Origin of the sequence: Aminobacter sp. HY435, from assembly GCF_027568395.1 — a bacterium.
Classification (GTDB): Bacteria; Pseudomonadota; Alphaproteobacteria; order Rhizobiales; family Rhizobiaceae; genus Aminobacter.
In genome coordinates this window covers 13749-30920 of record NZ_JANKZL010000003.1, presented here as the reverse complement: position 1 = coordinate 30920, position 17172 = coordinate 13749, and the positions used below count along the sequence as shown (strand labels likewise).

Below are 17172 nucleotides of genomic sequence, written 5' to 3'. Positions count from 1 at the left end.
CGAGGCCCAATGCTTTATTTTTCGCGCTGGAAGACGATCTCGATCTGGGCCGTAGTGCTCCTCGGGGTGCTCTTCACCGTTCCGAACATGCTGAGCCAGTCTCAGATCGACTCCCTGCCGGGATGGTTTCCAAAGCGCACGCTGACGCTGGGCCTCGATCTTCAGGGGGGGTCTCACATCCTCCTGGCGATTGACCGGCAGGACCTCGTCGATGAGCGCCTTCAGGCGACACGCGACGACATCCGCACCATGCTGCGCGATGCCAAGATCGGCTACACGGGCCTCACCGGCACCGGGACGACCATCCAGGTCAGGATCACCGATCCGGCCGAGGTCGAGGCCGCAAAGACCGCACTTGCCTCGCTGATCGCGCCGGTCGCTTCCGGCGTCTTCGGCGGTGGCGGCGTGCAGGAACTCTCGTTGACTGAACCCGAGCCCGGCCTGCTGCGCTACACCCTGACCGAGGCCGGCATTGACTATCGCGTGGCCAACGCTGTCACCCAGTCGATCGAAGTCGTCGGTCGTCGCGTCAACGAACTGGGCACCACCGAGCCGATCATCCAGCGCGCTGGCGCCGATCGCATACTCGTCCAGGTCCCGGGCCTGCAGGATCCTACGCGCCTCAAGGAAATCCTCGGCAAGACCGCCAAGCTGACCTTCCAGATGGTCGATCAGTCGATGTCGGCCCAGGAAGCCTTGCAGGGCCGTCCGCCCGCCGGCTCGACCGTCATGTATTCGCAGGACGATCCGCCCGTTCCCTACCTCATCGAGAACCGCGTCATCGTTTCGGGTGAAAACCTCGTCGATGCGCAGGCGACGTTCGATCAGCGCAACAGCGATGCCGTGGTTTCGTTCCGCTTCGACGGCAAGGGTGCATCGCGCTTTGGCCAGGCGACGCAGCAGAACGTCGGTCGCCTGTTTGCCATCATCCTCGACAACCAGGTGATTTCGGCGCCGCGCATCAATGAGCCGATCCTCGGCGGATCAGGCCAGATCTCCGGCAACTTCACCGCCCAGAGCGCCAACGACCTTGCCGTTCTGCTGCGCGCCGGCGCACTGCCCGCCGATTTGACGATCGTCGAGGAACGCACCGTCGGTCCGAGCCTAGGCGCCGACTCCATCGCCGCCGGCAAGATCGCCTCGATCATCGCTGGCACGCTCGTCGTCGGCTTCATGCTCGTCGCTTATGGCACGCTCGGCATCATCGCGAACCTCGCCCTTGCCGCGAACGTGGCGCTGATTATCGCCATCCTGTCGCTGCTTGGTGCAACACTGACGATGCCTGGCATCGCCGGTATCGTGCTGACCGTCGGCATGGCCGTCGACTCCAACGTCATCATCTACGAGCGCGTGCGCGAAGAGCGACAACTAGGGCGATCGCTCGTCCAATCGCTGGACCAGGGCTTCGCAAGAGCGCTGGCGACAATCGTCGACGCCAACTTCACGACCTTCATTGCCGCTCTCATTCTGTTCTATCTCGGTTCGGGCCCGGTACGCGGCTTTGCCGTCACGCTCGCCATCGGTATCGTGACCACCGTCTTCACCGCCTTTACGCTGACTCGCTGGCTCGTGGCATTCTGGCTGCGTCGCGCCAAGCCGAAGGAACTGCCCAAGGGCCTCGTGCGCTTCGTGCCGGACAACACCAACTATCCGTTCATGTCGTGGCGGCGTTACGCCTTCACGCTGTCGGCTGCGGCCTCCATTGCTGCGACGGTGTTGTTCTTCTCGGTGGAAATGAACTACGGCATCGACTTCCGTGGCGGCACCTCCATCGAGGTGCAGGCCAAGTCAGGCGACGCGAGTTCGTCGGAGGTGCGCGCCCGTTTGAGCGAGCTCAACATCGGCGACGTCCAGGTTCAGGAGTTCGGCGCGCCGAACACGCTGTTGATCCGCGTCGAAGGCCAGAAGGCCGGCGATAACGCCGAGCAGAGCGTCGTCGAGAAGGTGCGTGGCGAACTGGCCAGCGACTACGACTTCCGTCGTGTCGAATCGGTCGGTCCGACGGTATCGAGCGAACTGGCATGGTCGGGCACCATCGGCGTTCTTGCCGCGATGATGGCGATGCTTGTCTACATCTGGTTCCGCTTCGAGTGGCAATTCGCGCTCGGCGCGATCATCGCCACCGTCCACGATGTGACGATGATGGTCGGCCTTTATGTCGTCACCGGCATCGAGTTCAACCTGACCAGTATCGCGGCTATTTTGACGATCGTCGGTTACTCGATCAACGATACGGTGGTCGTCTATGACCGCGTCCGCGAAAATCTGCGCAAGTACAAGAAGATGCCGATCGAGCAGTTGCTCGACCTGTCGATGAACCAGACGCTGTCGCGTACGGTGCTGACCGGCGTGACCACGCTTCTGGCCCTGATTTCGCTCTACCTGTTCGGTGGCGAGGTCATCCAGTCGTTCACGCTGTCGATGATCTTCGGCATCCTGGTTGGTACCTACTCGTCGATCTTCGTCGCCGGTCCGCTGCTGATCCTCTTCCGGTTGCGTCCGGAAGGTGTCGAAGCAGACGGCAAGGACAAGCCGCCAGTGCCGGCCGGCGCGCAGCCGACCAAGTCGTAACGGGCCATGGTTGGACTGGTCATTCGCGAGGCGCACTATCCCGGGCGGGCGCCTGTCGACGCTTATGGCGACGGCGGCTTCCGTTTCGCGGACATGTCGCATCGCGGGTCGATCCTGTGCCTGCCGTCCGGCATCTATGGCTGGGACCCGGCCGATCCGCAGGCGCTGCAGCCTGCGGACTTTGCCAGGCTGCTGGCCGAGGCCGGCGATGTCGAAATCCTGCTTGTCGGCATGGGCAAGGAATTGCGGCCGTTGCCGGCCGAGCTTCGTTCTGTCCTGAAAGAGGCCAGGATTTCCGCCGACCCGATGTCGACGGGCGCCGCAGTGCGCACCTACAATGTGTTGCTGGCCGAAGACCGCGCCGTGGCAGCCGCGTTCATTGCCGTCGACTGAGGTGGGCGACACAGGCCAGAGCGTCATGGAGCAGGTTCGCGGTGCCGACCGCGACCGCTATCTGACAGCACTCTACGCGCCCGAAGACAAGCGCCAGGCCTTGCTTGCGCTGTATGCCTTCAATGCCGAAATCGCCGGCGTCCGCGACCGCATCCGCGAGCCGATGCCAGGCGAGATCAGGTTGCAATGGTGGCGCGATGTCATCAAGGCCGCAGATCCCGAGGCAGGGGCCGGGCATCCGGTGGCCGAAGCCCTGGTTGCAGCGATTGCCGCCCACAAGCTGCCCGCCGCCGCGTTCGACAATTATCTCGAAGCGCGCATTTTCGATCTCTACGACGATCCGATGCCCTCGCGCACCGACCTTGAGGGGTATTGCGGCGAGACCGCTTCGGCGGTCATCCAACTCGCGGCACTGGTGCTCGACCCGGAGGAGGCGCCGGGATGCTCCGAACTGTCCGGCCACGCCGGCTGCGCGCAGGCGATCACCGGCCTGCTCAGGCTGCTGCCGATCCATCGCAGCCGCAGCCAGTGTTTTGCACCGCAAGACATGCTGGCTTCGGTCGGCATCGGCGCACAGGAGTTGATCGCGGGCGAGGGGCAGGGGGCAACACTTGCCGTTCGGGCCATGGCCGCTCTGGCGCGCGAGCACCTTGCTGCCTTCGAGAAGGACGCTGTGCACCTGCCCGAGAGCCTGCGGGCGGCCTATTTGCCGCTGGCGCTGACCAGTTCCTACCTCGACCGCATCGAGGCCGATCCCGCTGCTGCGCTGCGCCGCACGGCAAATATCGGCGGCCTGCGCAGCCAATGGCTGGTCTTCCGCAAGGCGACGCGCGGTTGGCGCTAATTTGCTGTTGGCGCTAAAGGACGTTGGCTTTCGTGTCGGCAGTATCGGGCCGCATCGCGGCTTGGCGCTGCCGGGATAGGCAAGCGAGCACAAAGAACGCGTTGGACCCGTGCGCGGAGGAAGCGCCACTACGGACGGATCAGGCGGCTGCGACTGATTGACGTGAGAGCATACGAAACATATATGGTGCGTATCAAAAAACATGTATGAGCAACGTTCATGGGCATCGTAAAAATCGACGAAGACCTGCATGAGGAAGCCCGTCGCGCCAGCGCGGTGATGTGCCGTTCGATCAATGCGCAGGCCGAGTTCTGGATGAAGGTCGGCATGCTGGCGGAAGCCAATCCGACCCTGTCGTTCAACGACATCGTCAAGATGCAGTTTGCGGCGGCACAGGTGCATGTCCGGGATCTGGCGGTCGCCTGACATGGTCAAGACCTCGGACGAACTGGCGCTGATGCGCGTGGCCGGCAGGATGCTCGCGTCGGTCTTCGAGATGCTCGACGAGCAGGACCTCGTGGGCATGTCGACCTTGCAGGTCAACGATCTGGTCGACCGTTTCATAACGGTGGACCTCGCGGCGCGGCCGGCGAGCAAGGGACAATACGGTTTCAGATATGTCCTGAACTGCTCGATCAATCATGTCGTCTGTCATGGCGTGCCCGATGCTGACGAAATCATCCGCGACGGCGACATCATCAACCTCGACATCACGCTCGAAAAGGGCGGCTATATCGCCGATTCGAGCAAGACCTATCTGGTTGGCGATGCGTCGCCGGCCGCGCGAAGGCTGGTGCGGGTAGCGCAGGAGGCGATGTGGAAAGGCATCGGGCAGGTCCGGCCCGGCGCGCATCTCGGCGACATCGGGTTCGCCATCGAGCGGCACGCGAAAAAGAACGGCTATTCGGTGGTGCGCGAATATTGCGGCCACGGTATCGGTCGCGAGATGCATGAGGAACCGCAGGTGCTCAACTTCGGAAAGCCGGGAACCGGCATGAAGCTGCGTGAAGGCATGGTCTTCACCATCGAGCCGATGGTCAACCAGGGCACGCGCAGGGTCTCGACCGGGAGCGACGGATGGACGGTCGTGACCAATGACCGGAAACTCTCGGCCCAGTTCGAGCATACGGTCGCCGTCACCGCGAGCGGCGTCGAGGTCTTGACGCTGCGACGCGACGAGGCACCGGTTCTGGACAGCAGGCCGTAACAGCCGCTTGCGCCAGCCCTGGACGCCGCTGGGCTCCAGAAATCGTAGGGGCCAGGCCGGAGTGCTCAAGAATCCGGCGCGCGCTGGTCCCGCCTGGTAAAGAAGAAAAAGCGGTCGAGCCCCCGCGCATTGACGTAGCGGCGCACGTCGCCGTGCAGCCGCCGCGCGACACTTGCCGAAGCGACATTGTCCGGTGCCACGATCGAGCCGATCTCGGGCTCTTCTGTTGTGGCAAAGCCGTAGGCCATGGCCGCACGCGCGGCCTCGAGCGCCAGGCCGCGCCCACGCCAGGCCGGTGCCACATGATAGCCGATTTCCAGAACGCGTTGTCCGCCGGCGTCCTGCCAGGTCGGGCCACAGTCGCCGATCAGTGCGCCGCTTGCCCGGTCGATCATCGCCCATAGGCCGAAACCGGCCTGCCGATAGCGCTTGAGATTGCGCTCGACCCATTCGGCCGCCGCCGCCTCACTGGTCATTTCGGGATAGAAGCGTTGCGCATATGGGTCCGAAAACACCGCCAGCAGGTCGGCGGTGTCGCTCATGCGCAATTCTCGCAGGATCAGGCGCGCCGTTTCGGGGGGAGCCATGATCCGCAGAGCCTATTCGGCGGCCTGCGCCACTGGGCCGAGGCCGAGCCAGGCGCGGCAGTCGGCCAGCGCGCGTCCGGTCATCGCCTTCTTCTTGGCGATGGTCTTTTCCTTGCCGCGCAGGCGCTTGCCTTCGACCCTGGGCGCCTCGATCTCGGGGAACAGGCCGAAATTGACGTTCATCGGCTGGAATGAGCGCTTGCCGGGCTCGTCATGGGAAACCAGGTGCCCGCCGGTGATGTGGTTGAGCAGCGCGCCGAAGGCCGTGGTGGCAGGCGGCGGCGTCATCGTCCGGCCAAGGCGCTCGGCCGCGGCGAAGCGTCCGGCCAACAGGCCGATGGCGGCGCTCTCTACATAGCCCTCGCAGCCGGTGATCTGGCCGGCGAAGCGCAGGCCGGGGCGCGACCTCAACTGCAGCGACGGGTCGAGCAGCGTCGGCGAATTGAGATAGGTGTTGCGGTGCAGGCCGCCGAGGCGCGCGAACTCGGCATTCTCCATGCCGGGGATCATGCGGAAGATGCGTACCTGTTCGCCATGCTTCAGCTTGGTCTGGAAGCCGACCATGTTGTAGAGCGTGCCGAGCGCATTGTCCTGACGGAGCTGAACCACCGCATAGGCCTTGACCTCGGGGTTGTGCTCGTTGGTCAGGCCCATCGGCTTCATCGGGCCGTGGCGCAGCGTTTCCGGACCGCGTTCCGCCATCACCTCGATCGGCAGGCAGCCGTCGAAATAGGGTGTGCCTTCCCATTCCTTGAATTCGGTCTTCTGGCCGTCCATCAGTGCCTGCACGAAGGCCTCGTATTGCGCCTTGTCCATCGGGCAGTTGATGTAGTCCTTGCCGGTTCCGCCGGGCCCGACCTTGTCGTAGCGCGACTGGAACCAGCAGGTGGTCATATCGATGCTGTCGAAATGCACGATCGGCGCGATCGCGTCGAAGAAGGCGAGCGCATCCGACGAGGTTCCGGCGGCGATGGCCTCGGCCAGGGAAGGCGCCGTCAGCGGGCCCGTGGCGATAATCGTCTGGTCCCAGTCGGCTGGCGGCAGGCCGGTGATTTCCTCGCGCACGATGGTGATCAGCGGGTGCGCCTCGAGCCGCGCGGTCACGGCATCGGAAAAGCCGTCGCGGTCGACGGCCAATGCGCCGCCGGCCGGAACCTGGTTGGCGTCGCCCGACGACATGATCAGCGAGTTGGCAAGCCGCATTTCGGCGTGCAGCAGCCCCACCGCGTTGGTTTCTGCGTCATCTGAGCGGAACGAATTGGAGCAGACCAGTTCGGCAAGGCCATCGGTCTTGTGGGCGTCGGTGCCGCGCGCGCCACGCATTTCATGCAGGATGACGGGTACACCAGCCTCCGCCGCCTGCCATGCTGCTTCCGAACCGGCGAGGCCGCCGCCGACGATGTGAATAGGTTTTGTGCTCATGGGGCCGGAATAATCCCTTGGTGTTGGGAATGCAACGATTGCGCTTCGCTCGGAGGTCCACAGCCTTGCGGATGATGCGCCGCGCCTCCTATGATGCGCCCATGACGATGATCGCAATTCCTCATCTGTCGCTTGTTGCCGCACTTGCAATGTCCGTCGCCGGCAGCTTTTTCCAACCAGCCAATGCGGCGTCCGGCGCAGCCCGCCTGACTATTTGCCACGGTTATGGCTGCGCCTTTCGCGCCAGGCTCGACCTTGGGCCGGCCGACGCCAGGCGCCTTGCCGCGATCCTTTCTGCCGGCAGGGCCTCGCCCGCCGCCGAACGCGCGGCGATTGCCAAAGCGGTGAGCTATTTCGAAAAGCGCGCGCAGCAGGTGACGGGCGTGCGTGACCAGCCGAAATCCGAGTTCGGGGCGTCCAAGATCAAGGGCCAGATGGATTGCGTCGACGAGTCGACCAACACCGATGCATTGCTGCGCTATCTCCAGGGGCGCGGGCTACTCAAGCATCACAAGGTCCAGTCGCGCACCTCGCGCGGATTTCTGCTCGATGGAAGATACCCCCACTGGACGGCGGTGGTCAGTTCGCCCGACGGCGTCAAATGGGCAGTCGATTCTTGGTATGCGCCGATGGGTGGCGCGCCGGACATCCTTCCACTCAATGAGTGGAAGCAGCGCGGCGTTCTCGAAAGCGGCGCGCTGGACTGACGATCGTGGACTTACCAGACCACCAGACACGACAACGCCCGCCGGAGGGAGGAGAGCCGGCGGGCGTCGTTATGGTGGTCAGCCTCAGGGAGGAGGAAGAAGCTGACCTATTCGCCTTTGCCGGGGAGGAGGTCGGCGCAGGCAAAATTCTTTTCGCCAGATGAAAGAGGACGAAGCTCTTTTGGAGAACAACGCCCGCCGGAGGGAGGAGAGCCGGCGGGCGTCGTTATGGTGGTCAGCCTCAGGGAGGAGGAGGAAGCTGACCTATTCGCCTTTGCCGGGGAGGAGGTCGGCGCAGGCAAAATTCTTTTCGCCAGATGAAAGAGGGCGAAACTCTTGTCGGAAACGACACCCGCCGGGGGAGGAGATCCGGCGGGTGTGTTAGGGTGGTCAGCTCGTTGGGAGGAGGAGTAAGCTGACCGATCCGGAAGGGTCGGGGAGGAGGTCGACCCTGGCGGAAACCTTGAATTAGATGGCGCGACGAGCGATCGCCGAGATTTCACCGCGGTTGATGCCGAGGTCGGCAAGCTGGCGGTTGGACAGACGGCCCAGCTCGTTTACCGTCTCGCGATAAGCGCGCCAGTTACGGTAGGTGCGGAGCAAGTTCATTTTCGTTCTCTTTTCGGTTCGTACGGTTGGTTCGGTGTAGGGCTATCAGACGGCCTTGCGCGCGACGAAATGAATGTCGCTGCGGGTGATGCCCAGGTCGGTCAATTCACGGTTCGACAGGCGGCTCAGCTCGGAGACGGTTTCACGGTAGCGGCGCCAGTTGCGGTAGTTGCGGATCAGGTTCATCTTCGTATCCCGTTCGTCTTTTTTCGCTCTTCTGTGTACGGGGCGTAGATAGGATGGCCTTGCACAAAAATGAAGCGCTATGCTCGCATGGCAGCAATGCGTTTTGTGCAATGCAACATTAATGGACATTTACGGTTTGGTCATAATTGTGACCGAGGCGAGATTCCGCCATAATAGCCAACGGCTTGGACCGATACCGCAGTGCATGATGGGGGACAGTGACGCATGGCAAGCTATGCCACCAAGGTGAAGAAGGACATTGCTCGCTGGGTCGAAAGCGGGCTTGTCGATGGCGCAACCGCCGATACGCTGGTCCGCGACGTCGAAACCAGGGAACGCAGCGGCCTCGATTTCGGTTCGATCCTGGCGATCATGGCTGCGCTGTTGTTCGGCGCGGCGATACTCATTCTTGTCGCCGCGAACTGGGAAGCCATCCCGCGCGCGGTGCGCGTGGCCGCGCTGTTTGCGGTCATCCTTGCCGGTTATGTCGGCGGCGCGGCAATCAAGCTGCGTGGCAACCTTGGCTTTGGCGAAGCGCTGTGGCTGGTTGCTGCGGCTGCCTTTGGCGGCTCGATCGCGTTGATCGGCCAGATGTATCACTTCTCCGGCGACGAAGCCTCGGCAGTCCTGACCTGGGGCATAGGCACGGCAATCGCCGCTGCGGCATTGCGCTCGCATGCCCTGACGGTCGCCGCGGTCGGCATCGCCGATGCATGGCTGGTGCTGAAGGGTTTCGAGTTCTTCCGCCGAGAGGCATTCCCGCACCTGTTTCCGGTTCTGATGGCGGTGCTGTGGGGGTTGTCGCTGTGGACGCGTAGCATGGCTGCCCGCCACCTGATCGTGCTGTCTCTCATCTTTTACGCGCTCCTGCTGGCGCTGCACTACGATACGTTCGAGATCGCGACCGTCCTTGCCGTCGTATCGGCGGCCGTGCTGGCCGTTGCCGCGCTGGCGCCGGTCCAGGTCGAGCACATCTTGCAACTGGGAGGCCGGCTGCCGCTGCATGGGCTGATCGGCTTCCTCACCGGCATCGGCATCTTGCAGGTCGACCTGGCCGACGACGGCGGTTTTGTAGTTGCTTCGGCTATTGCGCTTGCGGTGATCGCGGCGGTCATTGTCTTCCTGGGGCGCGAAAGCCGTGCGCTGCGCTGGATCGCCTATCTCGGCTTCGCGTTCCAGTTGGCGATCGTCTACGGCGTGACCGTCGGCTCCATGCTGGGCACTGCGGGCTTCTTCTTCGCGGCTGCAGTCATCCTGGCCGGGCTCGCCTATGCGATCATCCGGATCGAACGCCGCATGAGGCCTCAACTCGCTGGAGGAAACGCATGATGTCCCGCTACAGGCTTGTTGTTGCCGCCATCGCACTGGCGCTTGTGCAGATCGGTTTTCTCGGCTGGATGATCGCTGGGCGGGCTGCCGTTCTTCGGGATGGTGCGGAAGTGCTGCTCAAGGTCGAGCCCGTCGATCCGCGCGACCTGCTGCGCGGCGACTATGTCCGGCTCGGCTATGACATCTCGCGCATTCCGGTCGAAAAGGTGGAAAATCTGCCTCAGGGCGAACTCGCCTCGGCCGAAGGCCCGATTGTCGTCAGGCTCAAGAAGGGTGCCGATGGTTATTGGAGCGCCAGCACGGCCTGGCTCGGCATCGATTCAACCGTTGCTGGCGCCGACGAAGTCGACATCCGCGGCACTGTCTCCAGTGGCTGGAGCCTGTCGCCCGGCTCGACCATCGCAGTCGACTACGGCATCGAACGCTATTATGTGCCGGAAGGCGAAGGTTTGGCGATCGAGGAAGAAATGCGTCGGCGCAATGCCGGGGCGGAGCCCGAATTGCGCAGCTTCGGCGTCAAGGTCGCGGTGGACAGAGATGGCAGTGCCCAGATCAAGGCGCTGATGGACGGCGATACGATGCTCTTCGAGGAGCCGCTCTACTAAGGCGGCTGGCTCACCAGGGAACATGCAGGACCTCGACCTGCGGCAGGCCGAGCGGCACGATGCCGAGGTCGTTGGCGATAGCTGCGAGTCCCTCGGTTTCAATCAGGAACTTGTAGGGGATTTCCGGGAAACGCAGACCGCCGCGATGTAGTGCTGCGTCGACGAGAAGCATGGCCCCGCCGACGCCGTCGAGATTGACGCTGGATACTTCGCGAAGGTCGCTCAGGTAGAGCCGGCTATTTTCCTTGGCCGGAGGTTGATAAAGCCCGTTGCGGATTGCCCGGTAATATCGATAGTCCTTCCGCCTATGAACGGCGACAAAACTGTTCAGGTCGAAGCTGGCGCCCCCGGGGGTCACCGTGCAATTTGGCACGACGATCCGGCCGCCTGAATTCACAAGACTCGTTATGACGTCGGTTGGATAGCGCCAGACATCAACATCGATCCACAGCGCCCAATCGTCGTCGGCATCGATGCCATGGTCGATAAGGTGGTTTCGCACCGAAGCAAGCGCGGCGCGGCGTTTTCGCTGCAGCTTGGGTTTCCAGCGCTTCGCACGGTCCATCTTGTTGCCGAGGTCTTTCCTCAACAGAACGATATCGCGATAGATGGTTTTCAGTGGCGCTGTCGCCTCGACCAGCCGTTCCCAGCTGTCATCGACGCTGTCGCCTTCGCAAAACACCAGCTTGATGCGTTCCTTGGGATGCTCGATCCGGGCCAGGGCGGCAAAGAACGGCGCGATATGTTCGCTCGCGTCGCGCAGCGGCACCAGTATCGCAATGTTCTTTCCTGAGGGCGCCGGTCGGGTGATGGCGGCTTGATCCACAGCCGATTGGGCCGCGGCTACATCAAGTTGCTCACCCTTGGTCAACTCATGTCGAGCTTGGTAATAGAGGCGTCGCAGGTGCGCCAAAGCCGAGGCAGGCTTGGGGCGAATCCACCAGGTGCCGGCCCAGTGATGCACGGAAAGGGTCGAAGGATCGGGTGGTCCCGGCGTTCCCCCCTCGCGGTCGGCCGGGGCAAACAGCGAACTGGGATGGATCGCGAATGCCGCCTGGTCTGCGTAGCTGAGTTGGGATGCCGTCAAAAGGCATGGGCCTGTCGCGTCCAGCACGTCCTTGGCATCCTTGACCAGGGGAAGGTAGGTCAGCAGGTGGCGCCAGAAAGGGTGGCCCGCGGGGCTGGCCATCGTGCCGTTGAACAGCAGGTAGGGCAGGTTTCGCACCTTGGTCTGATCTTTTGCGTGAACGTCAGGCTCTCTACAGACGACGATGCGGTTTTCCTGGGTAATGAGCTCGAACGAACCAACGCATTCGCAGTCCAGGTCAGCGTAGACCCCGCCGAAATGGTGCAGCAGCATGTAACGCGCGGCATCGGCGCGCTGTACGCCGTTCCAATAGCTGCAATAGATCGCCAGATATTCCGGATAGTGCTCGGCAACGAAGTCGAGCAACATCCGGTCGCTCCACAGTATCCGTTGCCATCCTGGGTTATGCTTGTCCCAACTCTCTGACCAAGCTAGGAATTTTTCAGGAATTCTGTCCGTCTTCCAAGTTTGATGAAGAATGCGTGGAATTGTCATGCAATACCAGTCAAATCCAAGGGAGCGGATATTCCATTGGCTTCATCGCATCTTTAGCTGGACCTAATCAAGGTGCGAAATAACAGGTCTCAGCCCAGGCTCTTTTTCACCGCGGCATCAATCGCGTCTGGGCCGAAGCGCTGGACTGCAGTCTTTCGGGCGTGGGTTCGACGTCGCTGCCACAACTCCTCGTCACGGCAGAGCGCCGCCGCATTTGCCGCCAGTTCGTCTTCGGTGACGGCGAAGTCGATATCGGCTCCATCGACCAGACCAAGGCCTTCGGCGGCAAGCCGTGTTGCGACCACCGGCAATCCCCAAGCCATGGCTTCAAGGATCTTGAGCCTTGTACCGCCACCGCTGTCCAGAGGCACGATGGTGACGTGCGCCTGCCTGTAGAGCGGAGCCAGGTCCTGTTGGTCGGGGATCAGCACGACGTCGGGCAGTCCGGCGAGGTCGAGAACTCGCTGATTGGGGTCGCGGCCTGCTATGATCAGCCGCGCGTCGCCCAGTCGCGCCCGCAAGCGTGGCATGACTTGTGTCGCCAGCCTTGTCGCTGCGTCGATATTGGGCGGATAGTTGAGATGGCCGACGAACAGCACCACCGCTTGCCCGTTGGTCATCACGGGCCTGTCAATGAGCCTGTGCGGGATCTGGTCGAAGCGCGGTATGCCGTTGGGCACGACATCGGCCGACACGCTGCCGCCGCAAAGCCTGGCGAGACGTTCGCGGTCCTGGACCGAGCAAACCCATACCTTGTCGACCATGCGCAAGGACCGCAATTCCATGTCACGCATGCGCCTGACACGGCGGCCTGGCTTGGAAAAGCGTGTCGAAAGCCACCCCATCTTCGGCAGCATCTGCCGCGCCAGATCCGACTCTATGTTGTGCATGTCGAGCACGATGGTCGGGGCGAGCGCCCGCACGTGCGCAAGCAGCGGAAACAGCGGAATCCCTTCGACGACTATGGTGTCCGGCTGGAAGTCTCGCGCGACAGCATTCAGTCTGGCCAGCGAAATCTCGGAGACGCGTGTGTCGATACCTGTCCGTCGTCTGGCCAGCCGCGGCGAGCTTGCGTTTTCGGCTGCCGTGGCGAGGGGCATCAGGCGTATGCGCGGATCCGCAAGCGTCGCAGGAGTTGTTGGCTCATAAACGGATACGGCCACGACGTCGCCCAACGCTGCAAGCGCCTTGATATTCTGCCAGTTTCGAAGGTCTCCTCCCGAAATCGGCGGCCATGCGGCGTCGGACGAGATGTGCAGGGTTCTCGACGCCTGCCCGGAAGGCTGGTTCGCGCGCGCGGCTAATATGGCTAACTGGCTTGGTTCTTCCACGGCAACAACGCTCTTGGCACGAGGTCTGTTTTTACCGCTGGGCAGAGCGACTATGGTGCGGATGATAGGAGTCGAACCTACACGCCTCTCGGCACTGGAACCTAAATCCAGGGCGTCTACCAGTTCCGCCACATCCGCATGCGAACGCCAATCTCACGCTGCCATCATTCTGTCAATGTCGCAGCCAATTGAGCGGAGCCGGGAGAAACCGCGAAGATGGTTGAAAATTCGGCCCGCCTGTGACAAAAGGCCAGTCGAATATGATGGGACGCAAGAATCCGTCTTTGTTTGATGTGATAAGAAGTAGGAATAACAACAACTTATCTGCATCTACGGAGAACGGCGGCACAATCGGACCGCAAGTGGCGGAGCCCGGACACCGAATTGCGAACTTGAAGCCACCCCGGCAAACGATTTCCGGCAGGCGTAGCGGCGGTAGAGCCGTTATGTCGCGCCATACCTGAAAACAAAGGTTTGATGATGCAGGTCACCGAAACGCTCAACTCCGGTCTCAAGCGCGAGATCAAGGTCACGGTTCCCGCCGGCGACATGGAAGCCCGTCTTGCCAAGCGCCTTTCGGATGCCAAGGACAAGGTCCGCATCAACGGCTTCCGTCCCGGCAAGGTGCCGATGCAGCACATCCGCAAGATGTACGGCAAGTCGTTCATGGCCGAAGTCGTCAACGAGATCCTGACCGACTCGACCCGCACGATCATTGCTGACCGCGGCGAAAAGGCTGCGATGCAGCCCGACGTCGTGATGACCGAAGACGAGAAGGAAGCCGAGAAGATCCTCGCCGGCGGCGCCGACTTCGAATTCTCGCTGAGCTACGAAGTGATCCCGGCGATCGAGATCAAGGACTTCTCCGACATCAAGGTCACGCGCCCGGTCTACGACGTTCCGGAAAGCGAGATCGACGAGCAGGTCAACCGCGTCGCCGAGTCGGCGCGTTCGTACGAGACGAAGGAAGGCAAGGCCGCTGAAGGCGACCGCGTCACCATCGACTACGTCGGCAAGATCGACGGCGTCGCCTTCGACGGCGGCACCGGTGGCGACCAGCCGCTGGTCCTCGGCTCGAAGGAATTCATCCCGGGCTTCGAAGATCAGCTGATCGGCGCCAAGGCTGGCGACGAGAAGCTCGTCACCGTGACCTTCCCCGAGAACTACCAGGCCTCGCACCTGGCCGGCAAGGAAGCGACCTTCGACGTCACCGTCAAGGAAGTCGCGGCTCCCGGCAAGCTCGAAGTCAACGACGAGACCGCCAAGAACCTCGGCCTCGAGTCGCTCGAAAAGCTGCGTGAAATCGTGCGCGGCCAGATCGAGAACCAGTTCGGCGCCATGACGCGCCAGAAGGTCAAGCGCCAGCTGCTCGACCAGCTCGACGCCAACTACAAGTTCGAGGCTCCCTCGAAGCTCGTCGAAGCTGAGTTCAACAACATCTGGACCCAGGTCAGCCGCGATCTCGAAATCGCCGGCCGCACCTTCGCCGACGAAGAGACGACGGAAGAAGAGGCCCGCGCCGAGTACCAGCGCCTGGCCGAGCGCCGCGTGCGCTTGGGCCTGGTCCTCGCCGAAATGGGCGAGAAGGCCGGCGTAACCGTCACTGACGAAGAACTGCAGCGCGGCCTGTTCGACACGATCCGCCGCTATCCGGCCAGCCAGCAGCAGGAAGTGTTCGACTTCTACCGCAACAACCCGTCGGCGATGGTCAACCTGCGCGCGCCGCTGTTCGAAGAGAAGGTCGTCGATCACCTGCTGTCGCAGATCTCCGTCACCGACAAGAAGGTGAGCAAGGAAGAACTGCTCGCCGACGACGAAGAAGAAGGTTCGGAAAAGCCGGCCAAGAAGGCTTCGGCCAAGAAGGCCGACAAGGCTGAGGGCGAAGAGCCCAAGAAGAAGGCCGCTCCGAAGAAGAAGGCCAAGGAAGGCGACGCCGAATAAGGCGACGCGACCGATCGGAACGCCAAGGGCCGCCGGGGAAATCCGGCGGCCCTTTGGTTTTCGCGTGTAGCAGCGCGCCGGCGGCTAGAGCGCCGTGCGTCCGAATGGACGCACAAAGGACGCTCTAACTTACTGGGTTGGCGCATCGTGCTTTCCGAAAATCGGGTCCGATTTTCGGGCCGATGCGCTAGATCAGCAGCAGGCCCTTCATGCTGGCAAAACCTTTCTTGCCGATGATGATGTGGTCGTGCACGGCGATGCCCAGAGGCTTGGCCGTCTCGATGATGGTCTTGGTCATATCGATGTCGGCGCGCGATGGCGTCGGATCGCCGGAGGGGTGGTTGTGCACGAGCACGATTGCCGTTGCCGACAGTTCCAGCGCCCGCTTGATCACTTCGCGGGGATAGACCGGGGTGTGGTCGACAGTACCCTGCTGCTGGACCTCGTCGGCGATCAGCACGTTCTTCTTGTCAAGAAACAGGATGCGGAACTGTTCTCGCTCCTCGAACGCCATCGCGGCGCGGCAATAATCGAGCACCAGGTTCCACGATGACAGGATCTCGCGGCCGCTGATTTCGCCGCGCGCCATGCGCCTGGCGGACGCCGCGATGATCTTCAGGTCGAGCGCGACCGCCGGGCCGATGCCCTTTGTCTCCTGCAGCAGGCTGGCCGGCGCGCCAAGAACCTCGGCCAGCGTGCCGAAGCGGCCGAGCAGGGCCTTGGCCACCGGCTTGGTGTCGGCGCGTGGGATCAGCCTGAACAGGAGGAGTTCCAGCAACTCGTAGTCGGCAAGCGCGTCTCCGGATGCGGAAAAGCGTTCGCGCAGCCTGTCGCGATGCCCGAGATAGTGGGGTTTTTCCGGTGCGGGGTCGCGCTTGATTGGTGCAGCGGCTTGCTCGCCGAAAAAACCGCGCTCGTCATGATCGCTGTTCGCCATTCGCCGGTGCCACCCCCACCGGCGCCAGGCCTGTCTGCGCAGGATGAGCGCCAAACGGCTGGCCGATCACCGGCCAGGCGATATTATGCGGGCAAGCCCGGGCGGTCGAGCCCCTTGGGCGACAGCGTGAAGATCTCGCAGCCGGTGGCCGTGACGCCCACGGTATGCTCGTATTGCGCCGACAGCGAGCGATCCCGCGTCACCGCGGTCCAGCCGTCGGAAAGCACCTTCACATGCGGGCGGCCGAGATTGATCATCGGTTCGATGGTGAAGATCATGCCTTCGCGCATCTCCACGCCTTCATTGACCGTGCCGTAATGCAGGATGTTTGGCGCGTCATGGAAGAGGGCGCCAACGCCATGGCCGCAGAAGTCTCGGACGACCGAGCAGCGCTCGGCTTCGGCATAGGTCTGGATCGCCGCGCCGATGGCGCCGGTGCGTGCGCCTGGGCGCACCGCGGCAATGCCGCGCATCAGGCACTCGTGGGTGACTTCGAGCAGGCGCTCGGCGGCGCGCTTGATGTTGCCGACCGGGTACATGCGGCTTGAATCGCCGTGCCAGCCGTCAAGGATATAGGTCACGTCGATGTTGACGATATCGCCGTCCTTGAGTGGCTTGTTGTCGGGAATGCCGTGGCAGACAACGTGGTTGATCGAGGTGCAGCTCGACCTGGTGTAGCCACGGTAGTTGAGCGTGGCCGGCATCGCGCCATTGTCCATGCCGAATTCGAACACGAAGCGGTCGATGGATTCGGTCGTAACGCCGGGAGCGACGCGATCGGCGACCTCGTCGAGGCACAGCGCTGTGAGCTGGCAGGCCTTGCGCATGCCTTCGAACGCTTCCGTGCCATAGAGACGGATCTGGCCCGTATTCCTGAGGGGCGCCGTGGCGGCGTCGAGATAGCTGACCATGAACTTCTGC

Annotated in this window: 17 protein-coding genes and 1 tRNA gene; 9 read left to right on the top strand and 9 right to left on the bottom strand. The window is 62.7% G+C overall.

Going from position 1 to position 17172, the window contains the following annotated elements; translation table 11 throughout:
- The first annotated feature begins 9 nt into the window (after nt 1-9).
- The 5 genes from secDF (at nt 10) to map (PCJ21_RS03540) (ending at nt 5015) form a co-directional block, all read left to right on the top strand.
- On the top strand, nt 10-2571 hold the full coding sequence (gene secDF, locus PCJ21_RS03560; RefSeq protein WP_269930013.1) for a protein translocase subunit SecDF: 2562 nt from the start codon (nt 10-12) through the stop codon (nt 2569-2571).
- A 6-nt stretch (nt 2572-2577) separates the two neighbouring features.
- Nucleotides 2578-2964: an Mth938-like domain-containing protein gene (locus tag PCJ21_RS03555; protein ID WP_269930012.1), complete on the top strand. Its 387-nt coding sequence runs from the start codon at nt 2578-2580 to the stop codon at nt 2962-2964.
- A 25-nt stretch (nt 2965-2989) separates the two neighbouring features.
- A complete protein-coding gene (locus PCJ21_RS03550) occupies nt 2990-3808 on the top strand; it encodes a phytoene/squalene synthase family protein (protein WP_269930011.1) in 819 nt (272 codons plus the stop codon).
- Between the two features lie 219 nt (nt 3809-4027).
- Nucleotides 4028-4234, top strand: a complete 207-nt coding sequence (locus PCJ21_RS03545) for a ParD-like family protein (protein ID WP_269930010.1) — start codon at nt 4028-4030, stop codon at nt 4232-4234.
- 1 nt (nt 4235) lies between these two features.
- Nucleotides 4236-5015: a type I methionyl aminopeptidase gene (gene map, locus PCJ21_RS03540; RefSeq protein WP_269930009.1), complete on the top strand. Its 780-nt coding sequence runs from the start codon at nt 4236-4238 to the stop codon at nt 5013-5015.
- Nucleotides 5016-5080: 65 nt separating this feature from the next.
- Here map (PCJ21_RS03540) and PCJ21_RS03535 read toward each other — a convergent pair whose 3' ends face one another.
- Both PCJ21_RS03535 and trmFO read right to left on the bottom strand, forming a co-directional pair.
- Nucleotides 5081-5602 carry a GNAT family N-acetyltransferase gene (locus PCJ21_RS03535; protein WP_269930008.1) on the bottom strand — a complete coding sequence of 174 codons (522 nt, stop codon included), beginning with the start codon at nt 5600-5602 and terminating at the stop codon, nt 5081-5083.
- Nucleotides 5603-5614: 12 nt separating this feature from the next.
- Nucleotides 5615-7024, bottom strand: coding sequence for a methylenetetrahydrofolate--tRNA-(uracil(54)-C(5))-methyltransferase (FADH(2)-oxidizing) TrmFO (trmFO, locus tag PCJ21_RS03530; RefSeq protein ID WP_269930007.1), 1410 nt, complete (start codon nt 7022-7024; stop codon nt 5615-5617).
- 101 nt (nt 7025-7125) lie between these two features.
- On the opposite strand from trmFO, the gene PCJ21_RS03525 reads away from it, so the two are divergent.
- On the top strand, nt 7126-7731 hold the full coding sequence (locus PCJ21_RS03525; protein WP_269930006.1) for a hypothetical protein: 606 nt from the start codon (nt 7126-7128) through the stop codon (nt 7729-7731).
- Nucleotides 7732-8199: 468 nt separating this feature from the next.
- Here PCJ21_RS03525 and PCJ21_RS03520 read toward each other — a convergent pair whose 3' ends face one another.
- Nucleotides 8200-8340, bottom strand: a complete 141-nt coding sequence (locus PCJ21_RS03520) for a DUF1127 domain-containing protein (protein ID WP_269930005.1) — start codon at nt 8338-8340, stop codon at nt 8200-8202.
- Nucleotides 8341-8385: 45 nt separating this feature from the next.
- Nucleotides 8386-8526: a DUF1127 domain-containing protein gene (locus PCJ21_RS03515; protein ID WP_109577422.1), complete on the bottom strand. Its 141-nt coding sequence runs from the start codon at nt 8524-8526 to the stop codon at nt 8386-8388.
- A 225-nt stretch (nt 8527-8751) separates the two neighbouring features.
- On the opposite strand from PCJ21_RS03515, the gene PCJ21_RS03510 reads away from it, so the two are divergent.
- Nucleotides 8752-9855 carry a DUF2157 domain-containing protein gene (locus tag PCJ21_RS03510; protein WP_269930004.1) on the top strand — a complete coding sequence of 368 codons (1104 nt, stop codon included), beginning with the start codon at nt 8752-8754 and terminating at the stop codon, nt 9853-9855.
- Complete coding sequence (locus tag PCJ21_RS03505) at nt 9852-10460, top strand: GDYXXLXY domain-containing protein (protein ID WP_269930003.1); 609 nt, start codon at nt 9852-9854, stop codon at nt 10458-10460. Before PCJ21_RS03510 ends, PCJ21_RS03505 begins: the two co-directional genes overlap by 4 nt.
- Nucleotides 10461-10470: 10 nt before the next feature.
- Here the strand turns inward: PCJ21_RS03505 and PCJ21_RS03500 are convergent, their stop codons facing one another.
- From PCJ21_RS03500 to PCJ21_RS03490, 3 genes are all read right to left on the bottom strand, one after another.
- Nucleotides 10471-12042, bottom strand: coding sequence for a glycosyltransferase (locus PCJ21_RS03500; RefSeq protein ID WP_269930002.1), 1572 nt, complete (start codon nt 12040-12042; stop codon nt 10471-10473).
- Between the two features lie 89 nt (nt 12043-12131).
- Nucleotides 12132-13373, bottom strand: a complete 1242-nt coding sequence (locus tag PCJ21_RS03495) for a glycosyltransferase family 4 protein (protein WP_269930001.1) — start codon at nt 13371-13373, stop codon at nt 12132-12134.
- Between the two features lie 53 nt (nt 13374-13426).
- Nucleotides 13427-13511 (bottom strand) — tRNA-Leu (locus PCJ21_RS03490).
- A 342-nt stretch (nt 13512-13853) separates the two neighbouring features.
- Between PCJ21_RS03490 and tig the strand changes: the two genes are divergently transcribed.
- Nucleotides 13854-15314, top strand: coding sequence for a trigger factor (gene tig / locus PCJ21_RS03485; protein WP_269930000.1), 1461 nt, complete (start codon nt 13854-13856; stop codon nt 15312-15314).
- Nucleotides 15315-15501: 187 nt separating this feature from the next.
- Here the strand turns inward: tig and radC are convergent, their stop codons facing one another.
- Together radC and map (PCJ21_RS03475) are read right to left on the bottom strand one after the other, a co-directional pair.
- On the bottom strand, nt 15502-16251 hold the full coding sequence (gene radC / locus PCJ21_RS03480; RefSeq protein WP_269929999.1) for a RadC family protein: 750 nt from the start codon (nt 16249-16251) through the stop codon (nt 15502-15504).
- Between the two features lie 83 nt (nt 16252-16334).
- Nucleotides 16335-17162, bottom strand: coding sequence for a type I methionyl aminopeptidase (gene map, locus PCJ21_RS03475; protein ID WP_269929998.1), 828 nt, complete (start codon nt 17160-17162; stop codon nt 16335-16337).
- Nucleotides 17163-17172 lie beyond the last annotated feature (10 nt).